A 22,665-nucleotide genomic window follows, 5' to 3' on the forward strand; every position below is an offset into this window, starting at 1 on the left:
GTCACCCTGAACAGGGGGCAGGGTCCACGGCGAGCGCCTGTTTGCGGCCCAGCGTAAAGAACGGCAGGGCGTAGTGCACCACCCAGCCGATGGTCAGCGCGTACAGCACGGTGCCGACGCCGACGGTGCCGCCCATCAGCCAGCCGGTCGCAAGCACGCTGAGTTCGATTGCCGTCCGGACGAGCTTGATCGGCCAGCTGGTACGACCGGATATGCCGGTCATCAGTCCGTCGCGCGGCCCGGGCCCGAGGCCGGCACCGATATAGGCACCACCGGCAATCCCGTTGAGCACGATCCCTCCGATCAGGAACGCGAAGCGCAGGGGATAGCCCTCCGGCGCCGGCAGTAGCGGAAGCGACAAGTCGACTACCGTTCCGATGATAAGGATGTTGAGCACCGTGCCGATACCGGGGCGCTGGCGCAGCGGAATCCACAGCAACAGCACGATCAGCCCTAGCAGGTTCACCGTCATGCCGAAGCTGAGACCGATGCGCGGCGCGAGCCCCTGATGGAGCACATCCCAGGGGTCGAGACCGAGATTGGCGCGAAGCATCAAGGCCATCGAGATGCCGTAGAGCGCTAGGCCCCAGAGGAGCTGGATGAGGCGTCGTGTGATCATGGTGAAAGCCAATAGGCATAAACGGCATTGTTTTTGAGGGCCAATCGCAAGATATTGGCCTTATGGAAATGAACACCCTCAGCCCGGCCTCGCTCACGCGTCAGCTCGGGACATGGCGCGGCAGCGCCGGAGGCGGGGCCGCCTATCGCCAGCTTGCACGAGCGCTGCGCCTGTTGATCCTTGATGGCCGGATCGGTCTGGGCGTGCGGATCGCCGGCGAGCGCGATCTGGCACGGGCACTGGGGGTTAGCCGCACCACGGTCAGCGCCGCCTTCGACCTGCTACGCGACGAAGACTATCTGCTGAGCCGCCAGGGATCGGGTAGCGTGACCCGTTTGCCGGGCGTGGGACAGGGCAGCCCGCCCGCCGCGACCGACGAGGCCGAGGAAGCGGGGGCCGATGTCGTCGACTGGACCAAAGCCGTACTGCCGGCACCACAGACTATCTGGCATGCCTATGAGCAGGCGCTCGGCCAGATGCCCGCCTATCTCTCCGGCTTCGGATACGAGGTGTTCGGCGTGCCGCGCCTCAGGTCCGCGATCGCCGCGGACTATTGCGCGCGCGGCTGCCCGACGACGCCCGACCAGATCTTCGTGACCAGCGGGGCGCAACAGGGCCTGTCGCTGCTGCTGCATCTGCTGGCCGGGCCGGGCGATCGCGTCGTCATCGACCACCCGACCTATCACAATGCGATCGCCGCGATCCGCAAGCATAGCTGCGTCGCCGTGCCGGTGGGATTGCCTGACACGGGATGGGACATCGACGCGGTCCGTGCCGCGTTCCGCCAGACCGGCCCGCGCTTCGCCTATGTCATCGCCGATTTCCACAATCCAACCGGCCGCATGATGGATTCCGAGACGCGCGCCGCGCTTGTGGGTACGGCACGCGCTACCCATACGCCGCTGGTGATCGACGAGACGATGGCGGCGACCGCGCTTGACGCGCCCGCGCCGCCGCCCGTGGCTGCGCATGACCTGCAGGGCGACACGGTGATCAGCATCGGATCGGTCAGCAAAAGCTTTTGGGGCGGGCTGCGGATCGGCTGGATACGCGCCGACGCGCAGACGATCGTCGCGCTGGGTCGCCTCCGCGAGACGCTCGACGTCGCAACCCCGATCATGGAGCAACTGGCGACTGCGGCGCTGCTCGACGGCAGCCTCAAAGGGGAGGGCGTCGGCATCGATATTCGCGCACGCCGCGACCATCTGATCACGCGGCTCGCCGACGCGTTGCCGCACTGGCGAGTGCCAGTGCCGTCCGGGGGCTTCATGCTTTGGGCGGAAATGCCGCGACCCGAAGCCTCTGCGCTGGCAGCGATGGCGCGAAGTCTGTCGCTGCGCATCACGCCCGGCCCGCGCTTCGGGGTCAACGGCGCGTTCGAGCGTTTCGTCCGCCTGCCATTCACCTTGCCCGAAACCGAGCTTGACCGGGCGGTTGAACGGCTGGTCATGGCCGAAGCGCATTTGCGGTCACGTCCTGGGCGGGTGCCCGATCCGTCAGATTGGGAACTCGCGGCGGAGCGCGTGATCTAGCTCGTGAACCCATAAAGCGAACGACCGCTAGCGACCCCAATTACAGACGTTTGACCACGGGCGGCTCTGCGTCCATGCGGTCATTCCGCCTGGGGGTTCAACAATCCGAGACCGGACGCTGGGAACACAATTGTGCCGGGCGCCCGAGATTCGCCCGGGCTACAACACGGATCGCCCTCGGTTAGTACTGCCGAAGCGAGCGTAGAGTGTCGGCAAGACGAACAGCGTGAGCAGCGTAGCGCTGATCAGTCCGCCGATCACCACCGTTGCCAGCGGCTTCTGTACCTCGGCGCCGGCGCCGTGGCCGAGCGCCATCGGCACGAAGCCCAGGCTTGCCACGAGTGCCGTCATCGCCACCGGACGCAGGCGGGCAAGTGCGCCCTCCCGCGCCGCTATCACGCGGTCGCGCCCCTCGGCCACGAGCTGCTGGATCGAAGTCAGCATCACCAGCCCGTTGAGCACGGCGATGCCCGACAGCGCGATGAACCCGACCGCCGCCGAAATCGAGAAAGGCATGCCGCGCAGCAGCAGCGCGAGCACGCCGCCGACCAGCGCGAGCGGCACTCCGGTGAACACGATCGCGGCATCGCGAAGGTTGCCGAGCGCGCCGAACAACAGCAGCATGATCAGCGCAAAGCAGGCCGGCACCACCAGGGTTAGCCGGTCGCGCGCGGAAGCCAGGTTCTCGAACTGGCCACCCCATTCCAGCCAGGTGCCGGCCGGAAGCTGGACCTCCTTCGCGATCGCCGCCTTTGCATCGGCGACGACGCTTGCCACGTCGCGGCCGCGGACATTGGCCTGCACTACAACGCGGCGCTTGCCGTTCTCGCGGCTGATCTGATTCGGTCCATCGACCACGCGAATGTCGGCGACCGATGCGAGCGGCACGAAGCTGCCGCCCGGCGTCGGCACCGGCGTCTGGCCGAGCGTCTCCAGATCGGCCCGGGCGGCGTCCGCGAGACGGATGACGACGGGGAAGCTGCGGTCGCCCTCGAAGATCCGGCCCGCCTCGCGTCCGCCCACCGCGGTGGCGACCGTGTCGGTGACATCCTGCGCGGTGACCCCGAGCCGCGAAGCACGATCCTGCGCATAGGCGATGTCGAGCATCGGCAGGCCTTCGCTCTGCTCGACCTTGACGTCCTCGGCACCGGTAGTGCGGCGGAGCACGCCGGCGATCCGGGCAGCGGTCGCGTTCATCTCGGCAAAGTCCTCGCCGAAGACCTTTACCGCCACGTCCGAACGCACACCGGCGATCAGCTCGTTGAACCGCATCTGGATCGGCTGGGTGACCTCATAGGCATGGCCGGGCACCTGTGCTAACCGCGCCTCGATCCGCTCGACCACGGCCGCCTTCTCCTCGGACGGATTGGGCCATTCCCTACGATCCTTGAGCATGATGAAAGTATCGGTGGCGTTGGGCGGCATCGGATCGGATGCGACCTCGGCAGTGCCGGTGCGCGAGAAGACGGTGCGGATCTCGGGCATGCCTTGCATCGCATGCTCGATCTGCGCCTGCATCTTCTGGCTTTGCTCGACCGAGGTGCCCGGAACGCGGAAGGCCGAGACCAGAACATCGCCCTCGTCGAGCTGAGGCAGGAACTCCTGACCGAGCGTGGTATAGGCGCCCGCCGCCAGCGCGAGCGCGCCCAGTGCTCCGCCGATCGTCAGGCTCGGCCGCTTGATGGCGCGGTCCAGGCCCGGTTCGTAGCGCTGCCGCAGCCAGCCCAGCACGCGCCCTTCCTTCTCCGCCACGGGCCGCGACAGCGCGATCGCGATCGCCGCGGGCACGAAGGTGAGCGAGAGGACGAAGGCGAAGACCAGTGCCATGATGACGGTGAGCGCCATCGGCTCGAACGTCTTGCCCTCGATGCCGGTCAGGGTGAGCAGCGGCACATAGACGAGGATGATGATCGCCTGCCCATAAACGGAGGGCCGGATCATCTCGCGCGCCGCAGCAGCGACGACGCCGAGCCGCTCCGGCAAGGTCAGAGTCCGTTCCTCGGCGTACTGGCGCTCGGCGATGCGGCGCAGTGCGTTCTCGACGATGATCACCGCGCCGTCGACGATCAGCCCGAAATCGAGCGCGCCCAGGCTCATCAAGTTTGCCGATACTCCTGTCTGGAGCATGCCGAAGCCGGTGAGCAACATGGTGATCGGGATCACCAGCGCCGCGATCAGCGCCGCCCGGAAATTGCCGAGCAGCAGGAACAGCACGACGATGACGAGCAATGCGCCTTCGGCCAAGTTCTTCGCCACCGTCGAGATCGTCGCGTTGACCAGTTTCGTGCGGTCGAGCACCGGCTCGATCACAATGTCGCGGGGCAGGGAAGGGGCGATGGCCTTGAGCTTGGCATCGACGCCCGAGGAGACGGTGCGGCTGTTCTCGCCGATCCGCATTATCGCGGTGCCGGTGACCACCTCTCGACCATTCTCCGATCCGGCGCCCATACGGACGCCCTGGCCGAGCCGTGCTTGGGCAACCTGGCCGAGCGTGATCGGCACGCCTTCGCGTGTCGCGATCACCGTGCCGCGCAGCTGGGCGAGGCTGCGGATGCGCGCATCGGCGCGGACCGCGAGACCCTCGCCATTGCGGTTCACCGTGCCGCCGCCGGTCGCTACATTGTTGCGCTCGAGCGCGCGCGCGAGATCGGCCAGCGACAGCTTTAGTGCTGCCAGGCGCTGCATGTCGGGGACGACGAGATATTCCTTCTCGTAACCGCCCAGCGAATCGATCCCCGCGACGCCCTCGACCGCCTTGATCTGCGGCGCGACGATCCAGTCCTGGACGGTGTGGAGATAAGTCGCCTTGTCGGCCTCGCTCGCCAGCCGGTCACCTTCGGGCGTGATGTAGCTGCCGTCCGGCTGCAGTCCGGGCTCGCCAGGGCGGTGCTGCTCATGGCTGCGTTCGGCATAGCGCAAGGTCCAGATATAGACCTCGCCCAGGCCGGTGGCGATCGGCCCCTTTTCCGGCCGCACGCCGGCGGGTAGTGCTTCCTGCGCCGCCGTCAGCCGCTCCTGCACCTGTGCGCGCGCGAAATAGATGTCGGTCGAATCCGAGAAGATCGCCGTGATCTGCGCAAAGCCGTTGCGGCTGAGCGAGCGTGTGCTCTCCAGCCCCTTGATTCCGGCGAGCGCGGTCTCGATCGTGAAGGCCACCTGCTTCTCGATCAGCTCAGGCGACAGCGCGGGCGCGACGACGTTCACCTGCACCTGATTGTTGGTGATGTCGGGCACGGCGTCGATCGGCAGGCGCGCGAGAGAGATGCTGCCGATGGTCGCGGCGATAGCGGTGAGCAGCAGGACCAGCCAGCGTCGCTCCACGGCCCATGTGACGATGTGTTCGATCATGGCTCAGTCCTCATGCCCGGCTTCGGCTGCGCCGAGCGCGGACTTCAGCGTGAAGCTATTGGTCGCGGCGATCCGCTCGCGGCCGGTGAGCCCGCTGGTCACCACGACCATCGCCCCGTCCTGCCGACCGAGCGTGACCGGAACCGCGCGGAAGCCGCTGTCGGTGCGCACGAATACGACCGTTCTGGCTTGTACCGTCTGCACGGCGGTCAATGGCACGCGGATTGTGCCGTCGTTCGAACCGGCAAGCTGGATCGAAGCCGTGACCGGCTCGCCCGCGCGCCACTGTCCGTTGCGATTGTCGAGTATCGCGATGGCGGGCACCTGGCGCGTCTCGGCATCGAGCGCCGGTGAGACGAAGCTGATCCTGGCTGTCTGGCTGCGCCCAGGCGCGGTGATCTGCATCGCCATTCCTGGCCGAACGCGCCCGGCATCGCCGGGGGACAGCGACAGCGTAACGCTCAGTCGGTCGAGTTGGGCGATGCGGAACAGCTCGGTGTCGGCGGCGTCGGCCGCGAAATGCTGGCCCAGCACCGCCTTGCGCACGATGACCCGGCCGGAGATCGGCGCCGCGATCACGATGCGGTTATAGCTGCCGCCTCGCCCCCCGCTGGCGGCGACTTGCTCGCGCGCCAGCCGCAGCGCCACATTGGCCTGCTTGGCGGCGGCATGCGATATCTCGACTTCGCGCAGGGGCCGGAAACCCTTGGCGTAGAGTGCCTCGTCGCGCGCAAGGGTCGTCCGCGCTAGCTCGGCGCCGGCAGCGGCGCGCTGCACTTCGGCCTGCAGACTTGCCGCCTCGCGGCTTTCCAGCACTGCCAGCGTTTCGCCACGCTTCACGCTGTCGCCGAGATTGCGGCGGAGTTCGACGACGCGACCGGGCACGGTGGCGGCGACGATCCGCGTCGACTGCGGGTCGCTTTCCAGCGTTGCCGGAAGCTCGATCGCGCCGCCATTGCCGCCGATCGTCGGACTGACGACTTCGATATCCGCAGTGGTGATCTGTTGAGACGTGAGGGTCACGATGCCTTCGCCTTGTCCGGCTTCGGCCTCGGCATGGTTCTGGTTGGGCGGGCCTGCGCCACCACAGGCGGCGAGCAGCAGCGCAAGCGGCAGGGCCGCGATTATCGGTTTCATCGGTCGATTTCCTCGGCCGGGTCCGCGACAGGGCGGCACCGGGCATAGCGTTCAAGGGGGCGGAGGGCGCGCGAGCGCGTCTCAGGCCCTTGGCGGCCTCAGGACTGGATCGACCGAAAGCGATGCGAGGCTCTGCCCGCGTCGCGCGAAGACTTGGCTGGAGATTCGCTGCTGCTTCACTGCCGACTGGGCGTCCGTCTCCACCGCGAAGGCGTGGCCGTGGCAGGTTCCGTGATGATGCGGGACGTCCTGATCGGCATCGGCCGGTACTTGATCAAGGTCGCCCTCGGAATGCGCCTCTCCGCTGCACGAGATTGCGGGTGCGCCCAGCGCCTCACGCGCATGCACCGTCGCCGTCGCCACCAGCGAACAGGCGAGTAGGCCTAGCAAAAAGAGTCCCCAACGGCGCAGCATGGATACTGCCATACCGGATCGAGCCTGCGCTGTCATTGAATCCACTCGCGACCGGCAGTCTCGCTCCGTGTCTTACTGGCGTTGCAGATTGAAGCGTCTGCTTTCGCTGATGTTGACCCGAAAGCGGCCAGTCTGGAATGGGCTCAAAGACGGTCGCGGCAGCATGCGTCCAATTGCGAGCGTTCGGGCCGGCTTCGACCGATCGGCGCTGGGAGCGGGCTGAGGTCAATCGCGGCCAGCTCATCGCGACCGATATGCTCAGACATGAGCGACGGCTCTGAACGCAAGGTCTATGGCGTCACGCCGCGCGCAATGTCGCCACGAACCGCGTCAACGTCACGGTCAGTTGTTCGGCGCCGTCCCGCACCAGGCCGGCATTGCGGCGGGTCAGTTCGGCCTGCTCGCCAATATCGTCGAGCGCCGTGCTGAATGCGCCCGCGCCCTGGATCACGGTCTCCGCCTGTTCGTCCACGCTGCGCGAATTCCGGTCGACATCGTCGGTCAGCGCGCACTGGTCGTTGACAATCCGCAGGGTGACCCCCGCCGATTGCGCCAGCGCCTCGAGCGACAGGCGAACGCCATCGCTCAGATCGGAGCTCGCTCGCGCCGCGAGCCCCATCTTCGAAACGCTCACCCCGACGGTGGCATTGAGCTGATTTGTCTGGGTGGCGAGCGCCTTCACCTCGTCCGCCACGACCGCAAAACCACGCCCCGCCTCCCCCGCGCGCGCCGCTTCGATCGTGGCGTTGAGCGCCAGCAACCGGGTACGCGCCGTGATCGACGCGATCTGCCTCGCGGCCTCCCCGATCATTTCGACCTGATCGCACATCGCCTGATTGGCATTGCGCGCCACCGCTGACCGGTCGGCCGAATCCTGGATCGAGTCTCGCGTTCGCGCCGTTTCCGCACTGACATTGCCCAGCATGTCGCTCATGGTCCTCACGCTGTTCATTACGGCACCGATCGCGGTCGCCGCGGCCCGCGAGCTATTAGTGATGCGTAGCGCATGGCCGTGCTGCGACTGAACGCTGCCGAGCGTGCGACCGGCGCTCGCCTCCAGGTTGCGCGCCGCGTTAGTCAGGTCGCCGGTCAGCGTCGACACCATCTGTTCAATCTGGTCGGCAGTGCGCGCGTTGGAGTCGCGGAGCTGACCGCGATGGTGGATCTGCTCGTCAACCTCCCGGGCCGCCAGATGCGCCGCCAGTTTGCGATCTTCATGTGACCGGGCGAGGGCAACGTCGGCGCGCTGCCGCGCCTCCTCCGCCACTCGCATGCTTTCCCGTGCGGCGCGGCCGCTTGCTTCCAAGCCATCGCGGTTCCGCGCCACCAGCAGCGTGGACATCGTCGCGGCAAGCCCGAATAGCGATGTCACTACCACGACCATAGGCCATAGCTGGGCGATCGCGTCGCGGCCGGGTGCCGGCGTCTGCCAGGCAAGATATCCCAAGGCCGGCGAACCGCCGGGATCGACCGCGAGGTTCGATTCGCCGGCATCGTAGGCGGGGGCGCCGCGCCATGAGAGCCCGGTAATCCCGAATGTCCGTTCCCACTCCTGCAGCAAACCGGAATCGATCTCACGCACGCTGACCAAGTAGCGAAACCCGCCCGCCGGCAATGCGAGCTTCGACGATTCAGGTAAAATGGTCGATGCTGCGATGATCGCCACGCGCCCGTCATAGCGCGCGATCATCCCAACGCCCCGATGGAGCGCCGCCAGTGCAGCCGCGTCGTGCGGCAGCCGCGCCAGCAAGGCCTTGGTCGCGACCGGCGCGGCCTTCGCTAGCAGCGGTGTCGCCCGCCGGTCCCATCGCCGCGCGAACAGCGACATGCCGCGCTCGTCGATGACGTAGATATGTTCCGGCCGCGCCGCATTCATTGCGATATTGGAGACGGCCCAAGGCTCGTCGAGCGCACCATAGAGCTTGGCGGCGGCATCGTTCCAGTGCGACGTGCTGAAGGTGGTCTGCTCGATCGATGCCAGCCTCGCCTGGACCGCGCCGGCGACTGTCGCGCGAAGCGCGATCCCGGCATTGTCATTCATCCGGCCGACCAGCGCATTGACGAGTAGCGCGCAGCCCGCCAGCGCGACTAGGAACGCCCCGACAAGAACGTGATTCAGCACAGCGTTGTTCAGGCGCCGACTGGTCGATACGACGGCAATTACCTTGGAGAGAGTCGACATCGCTTGACCCTGTCCCGAATTGGTTAACATTGCTCGGCGGTAGCCTAGGTGAATATCGCGGTCAGCGGCGAGTGATCATCCTTCACGGCGAAGGTTCCCTGACGCGATCTTGGGGCCGAAGCTCGATGTCGTATCCTGGCATGCGGCAGCTCCAGAGTCTAAGACCGGCCTTGCCGAGCGGCCTTCCGCCATTCCCGGCTTCGCCGCGTCCGTTCTTTGCACAGCCTGCACAACGCTGGTTACTCCGTCAGCATTGAGCGGACTGCGGGCTTTCGGAGTTGCATTTCCGGCGAGCCAGTCTTGCGGGCGATGTCGTTTACCTGCCGCTGGAGCTGAGCCATGTTCGCCTCAAGGACCACAACTTTGGACTTGAGCGATGCGATTTCGTCCTTGTCGGTCATATTTGCCTCCTCCAGCAGGGCGTCGATCCAATGTCCGCTTTCGCGGCATAACGCGATTTGGCGTGAACGGCGACAATGGGCGCGAAGCAGCCGTTCACTGGCAGCTCGCTCGACTGGGCGGTGGCGAGCCACTAACGGCCCTTCAGTGTACCGCCCTCACGTTCGATCACGTTTCGGAGCGCCCGCGCGACCCTATTGGTTCGAACGAGAAGGCCCGACAGCGCCTGCAGCGCGGCGGGCTGAGCGAGGAGAGGGGGGCCTGATCGCCCAGCCCTAAGTCCCGCAGGTAATCCCGTCGGGGCCTGTCATCCAATATGGACTTAAGGGCGGCAACGCGAAATCGGCCTTTCGGTATGGACCAAAAGGACATTCGCCTAGCGAGGCGAAATGATCCGCCCGGAGGCGCGGCAGTTTCGCAATTCGCGCGAGATCTCAATTGATTTGGCCGCTCGCCGAAGCGGCGTTGTTTAGCTCGTGGGCTACGGAGTCCCGCGATGAACCATATGCACGGTCGCGCATTTATTCGGGCGGGAGGCGAGTGTGAAGTCTCGATGCCCGACCAACCCGCCATGAATTATCTCACGCGGCGCTCACGCGAGGAGCGCGGAAATGTGGAAAATACCAGCGATCTGCGGTCTTACGGGCCGCTTCTTGAGCTTTCCCCGCGAGTATGAAACGCGCGCACGGCACGCTAGGCTTGTCGGATAGTCAGCGGAAATGCGCACCTAGCATCGACTGTTTCGATCACTAGAGACGGTCATTAGTTGTCCAATCGGCCCCTGCCTTCCCCAAAATAGCTGCGCAAAATGTAACTAATTTACAATCCCTTAGTCATAAATTGCGCTATCCAGGTCAGGCGACCCGAAAGATTCCTTTTGAACGGGGGGATCTTTTCACTTCAAAGCCCGGCGGGGGTCACCCGGCCGGGCTTTTTTTTACCGGGTCTTTCCGGCCGGGGACGGGCTGGGTCTGGCGCCTACCATCATCAGCGGACACGCAGCGGCTCCGTCGCGCGCACGGCAGCTTTCGGGATCCCAGCCAGGCGAGCTGAGCGACCGAACTGGTGGGAAACGGATATTCCGCTTAGTCGAGCATCTTTCGACTACGGCACGCCAGGCGCATAGCTTTCAAGAAATCCGCATCGGCTGCAACGCCACGTTTGGACGTCCAACTGCGCTTTCTTATCTACTCGCAAGCCCCACAACTTACTGACGCTCGCCTCGCCTTTCTGCCACCGTTCGGGGTAACTCGCGCCGTGGCTATGATCGACGATGACGCCCACAGCCATGGTGCCGCCGCACTTCCCGCAAGTCTTGTTCATCTCGCTCCCTCGGGGTGGTGAACAGCGATTAGGCACCTTTCCCCATGGTTGCAATGAGCATGGTCTGTTGCCCACCGGGGGGGGGGGCAGCTACTGGGCGTTAGCTGCCAATTCCGACCTCCGATCCGGAACGGCAGCCATCAGCCCTTCGGTTCTCAAAAGCTGCGGGTCGCCTAGGTTCTCGCAACGACCACGCTGCGACCCGGCCGGAGCAGGATCGTGTCGCCTTCGGCTTTTGCGCCCTTGCCATTGACGGTGAGGGCGCGGAGAGGGAGCGGCGCGCGGAGACTGAGACGAACTTCGGCGGGCATGGCCTCTGGCAAGTCCACCTCGGCCTCGATGCGGCCGCGCTTCGCCTCGATCGCGTAGCTCACCCGACCCCACCGCGTCGGCGCGCTCTTCACGGCGATCCGCTTGCCCGCTTCCAGCCAGGCGCGGGGGCATCCCTTGGCGAGCCAGAGTTCGTCCTTCACCGGCTCCTCGAAGACGAGAAGCCAGCGCAGCATCATCGGCTGGACGAGCGTCGCCGGGCTGCAATAGGGCGCGGACCAATCGTCGGTGAGCAGCTTGCGCGTCTCGGGTGCCATCCACATGCCGCGCGTATATTGATGCGCCATATGGGCATAGGTCATCAGCAGCGCTTCGCGGATGCGGTCGATCTGGATCAGGCCATAGCCATGACCGTAGCTCAGGAAGCCGGCGCTCTCGCCGGTCTTGTAGCCATAGGCCATCGGCAGGCCGAGCACGGTGTCGTGATGCCGCGCGCGATAGTCGACGATGCTCGCGACCTGATCGGGCGCGAGATTACCCGAATGGAGCATCTCCATCCACGAACGATAGCTGCGCCATTGCGGATCGGACTTGTCGCGCTGGAGTACGACATGGAAGGGCTCCTTCGCACCGGCAATGGTGGGGAAGGTGGTCTCGTTATCGACGGTCAGCGTCGACAGCTTGATCGCGTGCCGGATATCTGCGTTCAGGGCGGTCGCTTCCTGGACAAGGCGTTGACCTTGCCCGCGTTCGCCGAGCCTCACCCACACGCGCCCGAGATCGGCAAAGCCGCGTGCCGCCTCGGTCGAGTTCGAGAAATAGGCCTGCATGTAGCGTTGGGGATCGGTTTCAAGCACCGCGTCGGCCTCGCTCCAGCCGACCAGCATGCCCCGCGCCGGATTGCCAGCAGGCAGTTCGAGTGCCTTGGCCCGCATGGTCAGCAGGATGTCGGTAACGGCGTCGATGCGCTTGCGATATTTGACCAGCAGCGCGGGATCGCCGCCGCGCTCGACATAGGCGGCCAGCACGGTGAGCATCCGGCCGAACTGCCCGGTCTCCGGGCCGCGATAGAGCAAGGTGCCGTTGTCGCGGACGAACTGCCCGAAATAATTGTCGATATAGGCCCCGGCGCGCTCGATCAGGCCCCATTCGAGCATGGCCTCCGTCTCGACCGTGAAGGTGTCGGGAAAGCCGTCATGTTCGTTGTTGGCGTAGTTCTTGTCGACCGCGCCATATTTGGGAAAACCCGCCGATCGGGTCATCATCGCGCGGACCAGGCTGAAGCGCGCCATATCGGACATGCGATCGTCGGGAAGCTCGACCGCCATCGCGCCGCGCAACCGTTCGTTCCATCCCGCCTGGAGATCCAACAGCTCGGCATAGAAACTCTTCGGATCGTCGGCGGTGCGCGGCGGATAAGGCAGGTAGGAATCGACGTGGCGGAGCCATTTGAGCTTGCCGCCCTCGACCCGCGCGACGCGGTACCAGACCGGCTGGATCCGCGGATTGCCATTGTCGATGCGGAAGGGCGCGAAGGCGAGCAGCTCGGTCCAGTCGCCATTCGCCTCAGGGTAGACAAAGCGCAGCACCGGCAGCCAGCCGCCGAGCAGTCCGTCCCAGACCTGGCCCGCCTTGCGGATCGCATCAACCGAAGGCTGATAGACCGCCGGGTCGAAATTGGGTGAGCGCCCGCCATAGGAGAACCAGATCTTGTCCTGCGTCTCCGGCGTCCCGATCCAGTTATAGGTCTCCAGCCAGACCTGGCGGATCGGTGGGAACGCCGTCGCGATCTCGTCGTAATTGGGGTCGCCCGGCCGCGCGAGGATCTGGTTGCCCAGCAGATCGGAGGGGCTGGCGAACACCTCTTCCTTACTGTGGCCGAGGAAGCTGCCCTTGGCGCCGGTGAATTCCGCGGTCTTGGGAAAGACCTGCCAGGCATCGTCGGCATCGGCGAAGACCATGTCGCCCTCGCGGTGCGCGAAATTCTCAAGCACCGCAAAGCCCTTGGCGATCTCCACCAGAGTCCAGTCGCCGGCGCTCTCACCGCGGCGGACCGTGCGGCCATCGGCAAGCACGATCCCATCGTCGAGAACATGCGCGATCTTGAAGTTGGGCGTGCCGGCAGCGCTTGCGGGTTTCGCAGCGGTGGCGGCGGCAATTACAGCCGCACCGGCGAGCAATTGACGGCGATCGGGCATCCCGGTTCCCTCCTGATTTTTGCTCCCATTGGAGATTGTAACCGCTTACATCAATTGAAATTTGCGACAGGCGAACCAATGCAAAAGCCTCTTGGCTGCGGCGGCAATGGATGGCCTCCGCGGAGGTTACGGCATCGACGAAATCTCTCAAAACTGCCGGTGCCACTTCTCTATCCCGGGCCCGGGCATACCCCGATCTCGGTGCGGTGGCCGTTACGCAATGATTTATACCGCCATGCGCCCAACAGCTACGCGGCGCATCCAATGCGTGATCGACACGGGCGCAGAGCCATATGTTCAACCCGTCATGAAGCTCAACGCCCGTGAGAAAAGGCCATGGGTGCGTCATGACTGGACGCCGAAGCTGCTCGGCCAGGTTCAGAGATGGGCCAACCGGCACATCTGGCGAAAAACCCCCTTCGCCGAATATGACGTCCGCGCGCGGACCAATCCCCGCCGAATCGGCGCCGACTGAGTTGTTCGCGGGTCTTTGGGCATGATGCGGCCCGAGCCTATTCAGACATGCCACATGCCGGAATGGATGTATCGCGACGTGTGGAACCTCCACGGCGTGCCGCTAGACGAGCTCAAGGCGCTCTGGGATGAATACGACGGCAGCAACTGCCCGGGCGGGTTCAGCGGCGAGGCGATTCACCTCGTGCTGAACCTGCGCGGCCACGGCGCCTATTGCCCGGTATGAGCGCACGCCGTGCATGGCAGCGTCAGCCATTTGTCGGAATGCCTGTCGGAACGAATGTCGGAAGGCGCACCTTCCCCGTCGGGAAAAGTGTTAGGTTTAAAGGGTTTCGGTGGTGGACGCACTTGGGCTCGAACCAAGGACCCGCTGATTAAGAGTCAGCTGCTCTACCAACTGAGCTATGCGTCCATTCCGGGCGAAAGAGGCGCCTTTGGTAGGGCGCCGCCGCGATTGGAGGGGCGCCGTTAGCACCCGCTTCTCCGCATTGTAAACCCCAAAATCGTCTAAATCTCACCAGCGCTGGATGCGGCGGCTCTCGCGATCGATCGACATCAGGATCCCCAGACAGATCATGAAGGTCATCACGGCGGTCCCGCCGAAGCTGATCAGCGGCAGCGGCACGCCGACCACCGGCGCCAGCCCCATCACCATCGCCATGTTGATCGAGACATAGAGGAAGATCGTCGCGGAGAGGCCCGCCGCGGTCAGTCGCCCGAAACGGCTCTTGGCGCGCAGGCTCACGCTGATGCCCCACCAGATCAGCGCGCCGAAGGCGAGGATCAGGAACACGCCGCCCATCAGCCCCCATTCCTCCATCATCGTCGCGAGGGCGAAATCGGTCTGGCCCTCGGGCAGATAGTCGAGATGGCTCTGGGTGCCGTTGAGAAAGCCCTTGCCGAAGATGCCGCCCGATCCGATCGCGATCTTCGACTGGGTGATGTGATAGCCGGTGCCGAGCGGGTCGCTCTCCGGGTTCATGAAGATCAACACGCGATTGCGCTGATAGTCGTGGAGCAGGAAATTGACCGCGAGCGGCGCCGACACCGCGAGCGCCAGCCCGCCGCCGATAAAGAGACGAAGTGGCACGCCGGCCAGGAACACTACCATCAAGCCGCATCCGGTGATCATCAGCGCGGTGCCGAGATCGGGCTGGAGCATCACGAGTGCGGCGGGCACGCCGATCAGCACCGCAGCGGGCCAGATCGCGCCGAATTTGCGTATCTCGGCCGCCGGCAGGATCTCGTAGAAACGCGCCATGGTAAGCACGATCGCGGGTTTCATCAGCTCCGAGGGCTGGAGGCGTATGATACCGAGATCGAGCCAGCGCTGGCTGCCGCCCGCTACGGCGCCCAGCGCCTCGACGCTGATCAGCATCAGCACAATGACGCCATAGATCGGAAAGGCGCTTAGCGCCCAGAAACTCTCTGGCACGCGCGACAACAGGACCGCCATGCCGAGAAAGGCGAAGAACCGCAGGCCCTGCGAAAAGGCCCAGGGCTGCACATGTCCGCCGGCCGCCGAATAGAGCACGACCAGCCCGAAGCAGCCGATCGCGAGCACCAGCAGGATGACGCGCCAGGGCAGCTGCGCCAGCGGCTGGGGAACGATGCCTGAGCCGATCCTGGCCATCAATCGGTGTCCGCGCTGCCCGCAGGCGCCACGTTGCTGTCGGTGGTGTTGGTGGTGGCGTTGGCGGCCTCGGAGGCGACATTGCTTGCGGCCTCGGCCGCGTCCTCGGGCGCGGGCGGGGGCGGGGCGTTCTGCGTCGCCTTGAAGGCCTCGGCCTGTGCCGCGGCGCGCGCGCGATAGTCGCCGCCCCAGGTCGGTTCGACCTCATGGAGCGATTTGATCGCGCGGTCACGGTCGAACAGAAAGGTCATGATGTCGCGGCCGATCATCGGCGTGTCGAGGTTGCGAACGGTATGGCCGTTATGCTCGAGGACAATCGCGGCGGCATATTTGGGATTCTCGACCGGCGCGAAGCAGACGAACAATGCGTGATCGCGCAGCTTGAACGGCAGCGAGGCGTTCTTGAGCACGCCGGATCGCCGCTCGGCCATGGTGATGCGGCGCACCTGCGCGGTTCCCGTTTTGGCGCCCAAGGTAACGCCCGGCACCTGGATGCGCGCCGCGCCGCCGGTGCCGCCCGAGTTGACCACGCCGAACATGGCATCGCGGACGATCGCGAGTTGCTCCGGCGTGGCGGCGAGCAACGGCGCGGGCTGCATCGGTGCTCCGGCCAGTAGTCGGGGGGTCAGCGCGCGGCCCGACGCGATGCGGCTCGCCATGACCGCAAGCTGGAGCGGATTGGCGAGGACATAGCCCTGTCCGATCGATGCGTTGAGCGAATCCGCGACGGTCCAATTCGCCTTGTAACGCTTGAGCTTCCATGCACTGTCCGGAACCGTGCCGTAGCGCTGGGTGCCGAACGGCAAATCGAATTTCTGCCCCAGCCCGAGCGACCGCGCGATCGGCGCCACGGCGTCATAGCCGACGCGCCGCACCATCTCGTAGAAATAGATGTCGCAGCTCTGCATGATCGCGTTCTTGAGATCGAGCGCACCATGGCCGCCGCGCTTGTGGCAATGGAACACGCCATTGCCCACCCGCATCGAACCCGAGCAGCTCACCCGTGCATGCGGATCGACACCGGCATGCATAAGTGCGAGGCCGTTCATCGGCTTGACGGTGGAACCGGGCGGATAGAGCCCCTGCAGCACCTTGTTCATCAAGGGGACGTGATCGTCTTCCGACAGCATCTTCCACTCGCTCTGGCTGATGCCATCGGAAAAGCTGTTGGGATCGTAGGACGGCATCGAGACCATCGCGAGGATGTCACCATTCTCGACGTCGATGACGATCGCCGAACCGGAATTCGTGCCCAGCCGTCGCGCCGCATATTCCTGAAGCCCCGCGTCGATCGTCAGCCGGACGTTTGCGCCGGGCTTGTCGGCGCGAGTCTCGAGCTCGCGGACCAAACGGCCATGCGCGGTGACTTCGACGCGCTTGGCACCGGGCGCGCCGCGAAGCTGCGCCTCCAGCGTCTTCTCCAGCGCGTCCTTGCCCAGCTTGAAGCCGGGGGTGACGAGCAGGGGATACTTTTCCTTCTTGAACTGCTCCGCCGAAGCGGCGCCGACATAGCCGACGAGATGGCCGATCGCGGCGCCGAGCGGATAGTTGCGCGCATAGCCGCGGGTGGGCGCGACCCCGGGCAATTCGGGCAGCCGCACGCTGACCGCAGCGAAGCGATCCCAGTCGAGATTCTCCAACACCTGGACGGGTTGGAAGCCGGCGGCACGCTTGAGATCGGTATCGATGCGGGCGAGATCCTCTGGCGTCAGGCTCAGAATTTGGGTGAGGGTGCCCAGCACCTTCTCCTTGTCCTCGATTCGATCGGGGATCAAATCGACGCGGAAATCGGTACGGTTGTTGGCGAGCGGCATGCCCTTGCGATCGACGATCCAGCCGCGCCGCGGCGGCGTGAGCGTCAGGTTCACGCGGTTGCTCTCCGCCATCAGCCGGTAGCGCTCATTTTCGAACACCGAGAGCCAGGTCATGCGCCCGGCGAGCACCATCGCAACGGCGCCCTGCGCGGCGCCGAGCACCAGCGCGCGGCGCGAAAAGCTATAGGCTTGGGTGGCTTCGGTGACACGGACCATCGCTCAGGTCCTTCGCGCGTCGCGATCGAGCCAGGCGCAGAGCCGGGCGATCAGCGGGAAGAGCAGGGCCGAGATGAGAATCTGGAGCAGCATCGCGGTATCGACATGCGCGCTGAACGGCGCGGCAACCAGCCGTCCGGCAATCAGGCAGAAGCCGATGGCGCCGGACGCGATCAGCCAATCCTGCCAGAAATCGCGCCACACAAGGCGGGTGTCTATCACGTCGATCATCAGTCCGCACAGCGTCCAGAGCAGCATCGCCGATCCAAGCGGCTGCCCGCTCACCAGATCGTCGAAGAAACCGAGCGGGACGGGCGCCCAGACGCGCATCGCGTCGGGTCGCAGCGTGCGCCAGCCGAGCAGCAGCATCAGCCCGAACGGCGGTAGGAAGGGAACGACCGCGATCACCGGAATCAGCGTCACCAGCGATCCGAGCATGACCGAAAGCGGCGCGAGCCATCGTGCGCGCGGCTTGCGCTCGCTCTGGCCCAGCGGCACGAATTCCATCGGGCTCACTTCTTGGCCTTGGGTTTGGCGGTGGGCGTGGGCGTCGGCGCGGGCGGCGGCTCGGGCAGGAAGACCTGCTGGACCAGCGCGAAATCGAGCGAGTCCGGGTTGGCGCTAGGCTCGGCGGTGGCGACGTCGCGCGCAGTCTTGATTACCCGCGCGACTGGGATATTGGGCGGGAACACCCCGCCGGTGCCCGAGGTGACGAAGGTGTCGCCAGGCTGGAACAGCATATTGGCGACATTGGCCGAGCGGACTTCGATCAGTCCGTCGCCGCGGCCCGATGCGATCGCCGGCATGCCGTCACGGATGCGTCGGACAGGCACGATGCTCTCTGCGTCGACCACCAGCAGCACGCGCGAGGTGTTGGGGCTGGTCTCGATTACCTGGCCGATCAGCCCGTCGGGCTCACGGACGGGCTGGCCATGCTTCACGCCCTGCCACGATCCCGCGTTGAGTGTGGCGTAGCGGCGCGTGCTGGACGACGTGGAATTGACCAGCCGCGCGATGACCACCGCGTCGGTCGCCACGTCGCGCAACTTGAGCATCTCACGCAGGCTATGATTTTCCTGACCCAGCGTGCGCGCCTCGGCGACCAGCCTCTTGTCGTTGTCGATTTGCTGCTTGAGGCGCGCATTCTCGGAACGCACGCCGAAATAGCTCGCTACTCCCCCTGGGACACCGGCGATGCCCCGGCGCGCCCAATCGAATGCCGAGGATACCGGAGTGGTGATCTCCGACAAGGTGCTGCGCACCGCTGCAAAGGCGGGGGGATTGAAGGTGGAAAGCAGCAGCAATATCGCGCCGACCAGCAAACCGCCGACCGCGCCCACATACGCCAGGAAGAGCCCGTATTGCGCCCGCCGCGAAAATCCCGGGCGCCGGTTGCGTGGCGGCGCCATCTCCTTGCCCCTACTAGGGTCTGTACTCGATACCGGTGACCGCGAAGCGGCGGCCCGTCTTTTGCCGCCTGGCCGCGTCGCTTCGTCGGTCACGATGCGCTGCATCGCTCCCTCCTAGCTCCTCGCCAGACGACAAAATCCGAACCGTCACGACCATCTCCGGTATCGAGTACAGACCCTTAAACCTGGATGAGGACGCCGCGGAACACTGGATCTTCGAGCGCGCGGCCGGTGCCGAGCGCGACGCAGGTCAGCGGATCCTCGGCAACCGTCACCGGAAGGCCGGTCTCGTCGCGCAGCACTTCGTCCAGGCCCTGGAGCAGCGCGCCCCCGCCGGTGAGCACGATACCCTGGTCGACGATATCGGCGGCGAGCTCCGGCGCGGTGTTTTCCAGCGCGATGCGGACGCCCTCGACGATCGTGTTGACCGGCTCGCTCAACGCCTCGGCGATCTGGCCCTGGTTGATCTGGATTTCCTTAGGCACGCCGTTGACCAGGTCGCGGCCCTTGATGTGGATCGTCTTGCCGATGCCGTCCGCGGGCGGCTTGGCGACGCCGACCTCCTGCTTGATGCGCTCGGCGGTGGCTTCGCCGATCAGCAGGTTGTGGTTGCGGCGGACATAGGAGACGATCGCCTCGTCCATCTTGTCGCCGCCGACGCGCACGCTCGTGGAATAGGCCAGGCCGCGCAGCGAGAGCACCGCGACTTCGGTCGTGCCGCCGCCAATATCGACTACCATCGAGCCGATCGGCTCGGTCACCGGCATGTCAGCGCCGATCGCGGCCGCCATCGGCTCTTCGATCAGCCAGACCTGGCTGGCACCGGCGTTCGACGCGGCATCGCGGATCGCGCGGCGTTCGACCGACGTGGAGCCCGAGGGGACGCAAATCACGATCTGCGGCCAACGCATGAAGCGCCGCTGGCCATGCACCTTCTGGATGAAGTGCTTGATCATCTGCTCAGCAACATCAATGTCTGCAATGACGCCGTCGCGCAGCGGACGAATCGCCTCGATCGTGCCGGGAGTCTTGCCCATCATCAGCTTGGCGTCGTCGCCGACTGCCTTGACCCGCTTGACCCCGTTCAGCGTCTCGACCGCCACAACCGAAGGTTCATTAAGTACGACGCCTCTGCCGCGAAGATAAACGACGGTGTTCGCGGTACCCAGGTCGATCGCCATGTCGTGGGACATGAATTTGAAAAAACGGGAAAAAGCCATCGATTAATCCGTCCTGCCTTGCGGGCGCCCGCCGCCGGCTTGTTCGCGCAAATTTTTAGCCCGGGACCCTCCGGGACGGACAAGAAATCCGGCCTGGTGCCATGCGGATGCGGGTCGCGGGATGCCGTCGCTTGGGCTACAGCGATTGCCATGTCAATACGCCGTCTGCCCGAACATCTTGTCAACCGTATCGCTGCCGGAGAAGTGGTCGAGCGCCCCGCCAGTGCGCTGAAAGAATTGGTCGAAAACGCCGTCGATGCCGGCGCCGCGCGGATCGCGGTGCGCCTGCAGGCGGGCGGTACCGAACGGATCGAGGTGATCGACGACGGATGCGGCATGGCGCCGTCCGAAATGGCACTGGCGCTGGAGCGCCATGCAACTTCGAAGCTGCCCGACGACGCAATCGATCAGGTCACGACGTTGGGTTTTCGCGGCGAAGCGCTGCCCTCGATCGCCAGCGTGGCGCGGCTGACGATCGAGAGCCGGGTGCGCGGCACAGAAGGCTGGGCGCTGACCGTCGATAATGGCGAGCGGGTCGCCGAAGGACCCGCGGCACTGCCGCCTGGCACGCGCGTGCTGGTCGAGGATCTGTTTGCCCGCGTGCCGGCGCGCCGCAAGTTCCTGCGCTCGGCGCGCGCCGAATATGGCGCGTGTCTCGACGTCGTAAAGCGCCTCGCTATGGCGCGGCCCGACATCGCCTTTTCGGTGGAACATGATGGGCGCCGCGTGCTTGCGGTACAGGGCGGCGAGACCCGCCCGGAGCGCGTCGCGGCGCTCACCGATCGCGCGCTGTTCGACAACAGCGTCGCGATCGATTTCGAGCGCGAGGGACTGGTGCTCGGCGGCGTCGCCGGATTGCCGACCTTCAATCGCGGCGTCGCTGACCACCAATATCTCTTCGTCAATGGCCGTCCCGTGAAGGACCGCCTGCTCGCCGGTGCAGTGCGCGGGGCCTATGCCGAGATGCTCGCGCGCGATCGTCACCCGGTGGTGGCCTTGTTCCTCGATGTGCCGACCGACGCTGTCGACGTGAATGTCCACCCGGCCAAGACCGAGGTCCGCTTCCGCGATCCGGCACTGGCGCGCGGTCTGATCGTCAGCGGCCTACGCCGCGCGCTCGACGAGGCAGGGCATCGCAGCGTCCAGCGGCCGAGCGAGGCGGCTTTGGGCATGTGGCAGAGCGAGCCGGAGGCGCGGCCGCAGCAGCTTTGGGACTATCGCGAGGCATCCCCGTCAGTCGGCAGCGGCGGTGCTGTAGTGCACGATCGCCGTCCGACTTTCCTTACGCCGCCACCCCAGGCGCGCGCCGAGCCGGCCTATGCCCCGGTCCCGGAGACGATCCACTTCCCGCTCGGTGTCGCCCGCGGCCAGGTCGCCAAGACCTACATCGTCGCCGAGGCCGAGGATGGCCTTGTTCTGGTCGATCAGCACGCCGCGCACGAGCGGCTAGTGCTGGAACGGATGCGCCGCGCGATGGCCAATGGTGGCGTCGCCAGCCAGGCGCTGCTCCTTGCCGAAGTGGTGGAGCTGGACGAACCCGGTTGCGACCGGCTTGAAGCGCGTGTCGAGGAACTTGCGCAATTCGGCCTGGAACTCGAGCGCTTCGGCCCCCGCGCGATGCTGGTCCGCGCAGTGCCTGCGGCACTCGGCACTGGCGACGTCCATGGTCTCGTCACCGATCTTGCCGACGAGCTCGCCAGCTTTGACGAGGCGCTGTCGCTCAAGGAGAAGCTCGATCATGTCGCGGCGACCATGGCCTGTCACGGCTCGGTCCGTGCCGGCCGCGTGCTCTCGGTCGCCGAAATGAACGCGCTGCTCCGCGAGATGGAGGTCACGCCCCATTCTGGTCAGTGCAATCATGGGCGTCCCACCTGGGTGAAGCTGGCGCATGGCGATATCGAAAAGTTGTTCGGGCGAAAGTAACGCGCCGCAGAAGCACAATGGAACTATACCCCGATTTAACTGAGTGTTATACTGACCTTTGCATAACGGGGGAATCGGGGATGCATGTAATTCTAGCGATCATGGTTTTCACCGCGGCGGGCGAACCTGCGGTGGTGCAAGATACCCAATCGCCGTCACCGACGTCGGTGGCGGAAAAGAAAATCTGTCGCCGCGTGGTACCCACTGGCACGATGTTCTCGCGGAACATGTGCTTGACCAAGACGGAGTGGGGCGCATTCAACTCGGAGAACGAAAAGGGCAACAGAGAGGTCGAGGAAAGGCGTTCGCGCCACCTAGATGTTCGGACACTGGGCGATCGCTGATCGCGCAGATTCCGGCTTGATTTAATGCCTTATAGTGCCGACCGGATCGATCATGGCGAAGTCGATTTGCCTCACCAAGAAAGAATGGGGCGAACTCGCGGACGTGAACGACAAGGGCCATGCGGCAATGCGAAACAGGCGGCCGAACAACATCAGCCGCGACGGCCTGGTAATTGTATAGTCTTTCCGCTGCCTGGCCGGCAGCGGCTC

Annotated in this window: 17 protein-coding genes and 1 tRNA gene; 5 read left to right on the forward strand and 13 right to left on the reverse strand. The window is 65.3% G+C overall.

Annotation, left to right across the window (positions count from 1 at the left end):
- Position 1: 1 nt before the first annotated feature.
- The gene (locus IAG41_RS03260; protein WP_187727127.1) at positions 2-619 is read right to left on the reverse strand and encodes a YczE/YyaS/YitT family protein; all 618 of its coding nucleotides are present in this window, start codon (positions 617-619) and stop codon (positions 2-4) included.
- Positions 620-681: 62 nt separating this feature from the next.
- On the opposite strand from IAG41_RS03260, the gene IAG41_RS03265 reads away from it, so the two are divergent.
- Complete coding sequence (locus IAG41_RS03265) at positions 682-2,151, forward strand: PLP-dependent aminotransferase family protein (protein WP_187727128.1); 1,470 nt, start codon at positions 682-684, stop codon at positions 2,149-2,151.
- A 159-nt stretch (positions 2,152-2,310) separates the two neighbouring features.
- Here the strand turns inward: IAG41_RS03265 and IAG41_RS03270 are convergent, their stop codons facing one another.
- From IAG41_RS03270 to IAG41_RS03295, 6 genes are all read right to left on the reverse strand, one after another.
- Entirely contained in the window at positions 2,311-5,499 is a 3,189-nt protein-coding gene (locus IAG41_RS03270) for an efflux RND transporter permease subunit (protein ID WP_187727129.1), read from the reverse strand.
- 3 nt (positions 5,500-5,502) lie between these two features.
- Positions 5,503-6,636 (reverse strand): efflux RND transporter periplasmic adaptor subunit, encoded by a 1,134-nt coding sequence (locus IAG41_RS03275; RefSeq protein ID WP_187727130.1) that lies wholly within the window; start codon positions 6,634-6,636, stop codon positions 5,503-5,505.
- A gap of 81 nt (positions 6,637-6,717) precedes the next feature.
- Positions 6,718-7,026: a hypothetical protein gene (locus IAG41_RS03280; protein ID WP_187727131.1), complete on the reverse strand. Its 309-nt coding sequence runs from the start codon at positions 7,024-7,026 to the stop codon at positions 6,718-6,720.
- Positions 7,027-7,348: 322 nt separating this feature from the next.
- Positions 7,349-9,232, reverse strand: a complete 1,884-nt coding sequence (locus IAG41_RS03285) for a methyl-accepting chemotaxis protein (protein ID WP_187727132.1) — start codon at positions 9,230-9,232, stop codon at positions 7,349-7,351.
- Between the two features lie 239 nt (positions 9,233-9,471).
- Positions 9,472-9,633: a hypothetical protein gene (locus IAG41_RS03290; RefSeq protein ID WP_187727133.1), complete on the reverse strand. Its 162-nt coding sequence runs from the start codon at positions 9,631-9,633 to the stop codon at positions 9,472-9,474.
- A gap of 1,494 nt (positions 9,634-11,127) precedes the next feature.
- On the reverse strand, positions 11,128-13,422 hold the full coding sequence (locus IAG41_RS03295) for a hypothetical protein (protein ID WP_187727134.1): 2,295 nt from the start codon (positions 13,420-13,422) through the stop codon (positions 11,128-11,130).
- Positions 13,423-13,642: 220 nt separating this feature from the next.
- Between IAG41_RS03295 and IAG41_RS03300 the strand changes: the two genes are divergently transcribed.
- Both IAG41_RS03300 and IAG41_RS03305 read left to right on the forward strand, forming a co-directional pair.
- Positions 13,643-13,897, forward strand: coding sequence for a hypothetical protein (locus tag IAG41_RS03300; protein WP_187727135.1), 255 nt, complete (start codon positions 13,643-13,645; stop codon positions 13,895-13,897).
- 54 nt (positions 13,898-13,951) lie between these two features.
- The gene (locus IAG41_RS03305) at positions 13,952-14,122 is read left to right on the forward strand and encodes a hypothetical protein (protein ID WP_187727136.1); all 171 of its coding nucleotides are present in this window, start codon (positions 13,952-13,954) and stop codon (positions 14,120-14,122) included.
- Between the two features lie 110 nt (positions 14,123-14,232).
- Here IAG41_RS03305 and IAG41_RS03310 read toward each other — a convergent pair.
- The 6 genes from IAG41_RS03310 to IAG41_RS03335 all read right to left on the reverse strand — a co-directional run bounded on the left by IAG41_RS03310 (position 14,233) and on the right by IAG41_RS03335 (position 20,188).
- A tRNA-Lys gene (locus IAG41_RS03310) sits at positions 14,233-14,308 on the reverse strand.
- Positions 14,309-14,410: 102 nt separating this feature from the next.
- Positions 14,411-15,529 carry a rod shape-determining protein RodA gene (gene rodA, locus IAG41_RS03315; RefSeq protein ID WP_187727137.1) on the reverse strand — a complete coding sequence of 373 codons (1,119 nt, stop codon included), beginning with the start codon at positions 15,527-15,529 and terminating at the stop codon, positions 14,411-14,413.
- Positions 15,529-17,559, reverse strand: coding sequence for a penicillin-binding protein 2 (gene mrdA, locus IAG41_RS03320; protein WP_187727138.1), 2,031 nt, complete (start codon positions 17,557-17,559; stop codon positions 15,529-15,531). The genes rodA and mrdA overlap by 1 nt, the downstream gene beginning before the upstream one ends.
- 3 nt (positions 17,560-17,562) lie before the next feature.
- The gene (gene mreD, locus IAG41_RS03325) at positions 17,563-18,066 is read right to left on the reverse strand and encodes a rod shape-determining protein MreD (RefSeq protein WP_187727139.1); all 504 of its coding nucleotides are present in this window, start codon (positions 18,064-18,066) and stop codon (positions 17,563-17,565) included.
- 5 nt (positions 18,067-18,071) lie between these two features.
- Positions 18,072-18,968: a rod shape-determining protein MreC gene (gene mreC / locus IAG41_RS03330; protein WP_187727140.1), complete on the reverse strand. Its 897-nt coding sequence runs from the start codon at positions 18,966-18,968 to the stop codon at positions 18,072-18,074.
- 179 nt (positions 18,969-19,147) lie between these two features.
- Positions 19,148-20,188, reverse strand: a complete 1,041-nt coding sequence (locus IAG41_RS03335; RefSeq protein ID WP_187727141.1) for a rod shape-determining protein — start codon at positions 20,186-20,188, stop codon at positions 19,148-19,150.
- Positions 20,189-20,338: 150 nt separating this feature from the next.
- Here IAG41_RS03335 and mutL point away from each other — a divergent pair, with 150 nt between their 5' ends.
- Complete coding sequence (gene mutL / locus IAG41_RS03340) at positions 20,339-22,111, forward strand: DNA mismatch repair endonuclease MutL (protein WP_187727142.1); 1,773 nt, start codon at positions 20,339-20,341, stop codon at positions 22,109-22,111.
- A 396-nt stretch (positions 22,112-22,507) separates the two neighbouring features.
- Complete coding sequence (locus IAG41_RS23095; RefSeq protein ID WP_262408433.1) at positions 22,508-22,636, forward strand: hypothetical protein; 129 nt, start codon at positions 22,508-22,510, stop codon at positions 22,634-22,636.
- Positions 22,637-22,665 lie beyond the last annotated feature (29 nt).

It is taken from the genome of Sphingomonas sp. JC676, from assembly GCF_014489075.1.
GTDB lineage: Bacteria > Pseudomonadota > Alphaproteobacteria > Sphingomonadales > Sphingomonadaceae > Sphingomonas.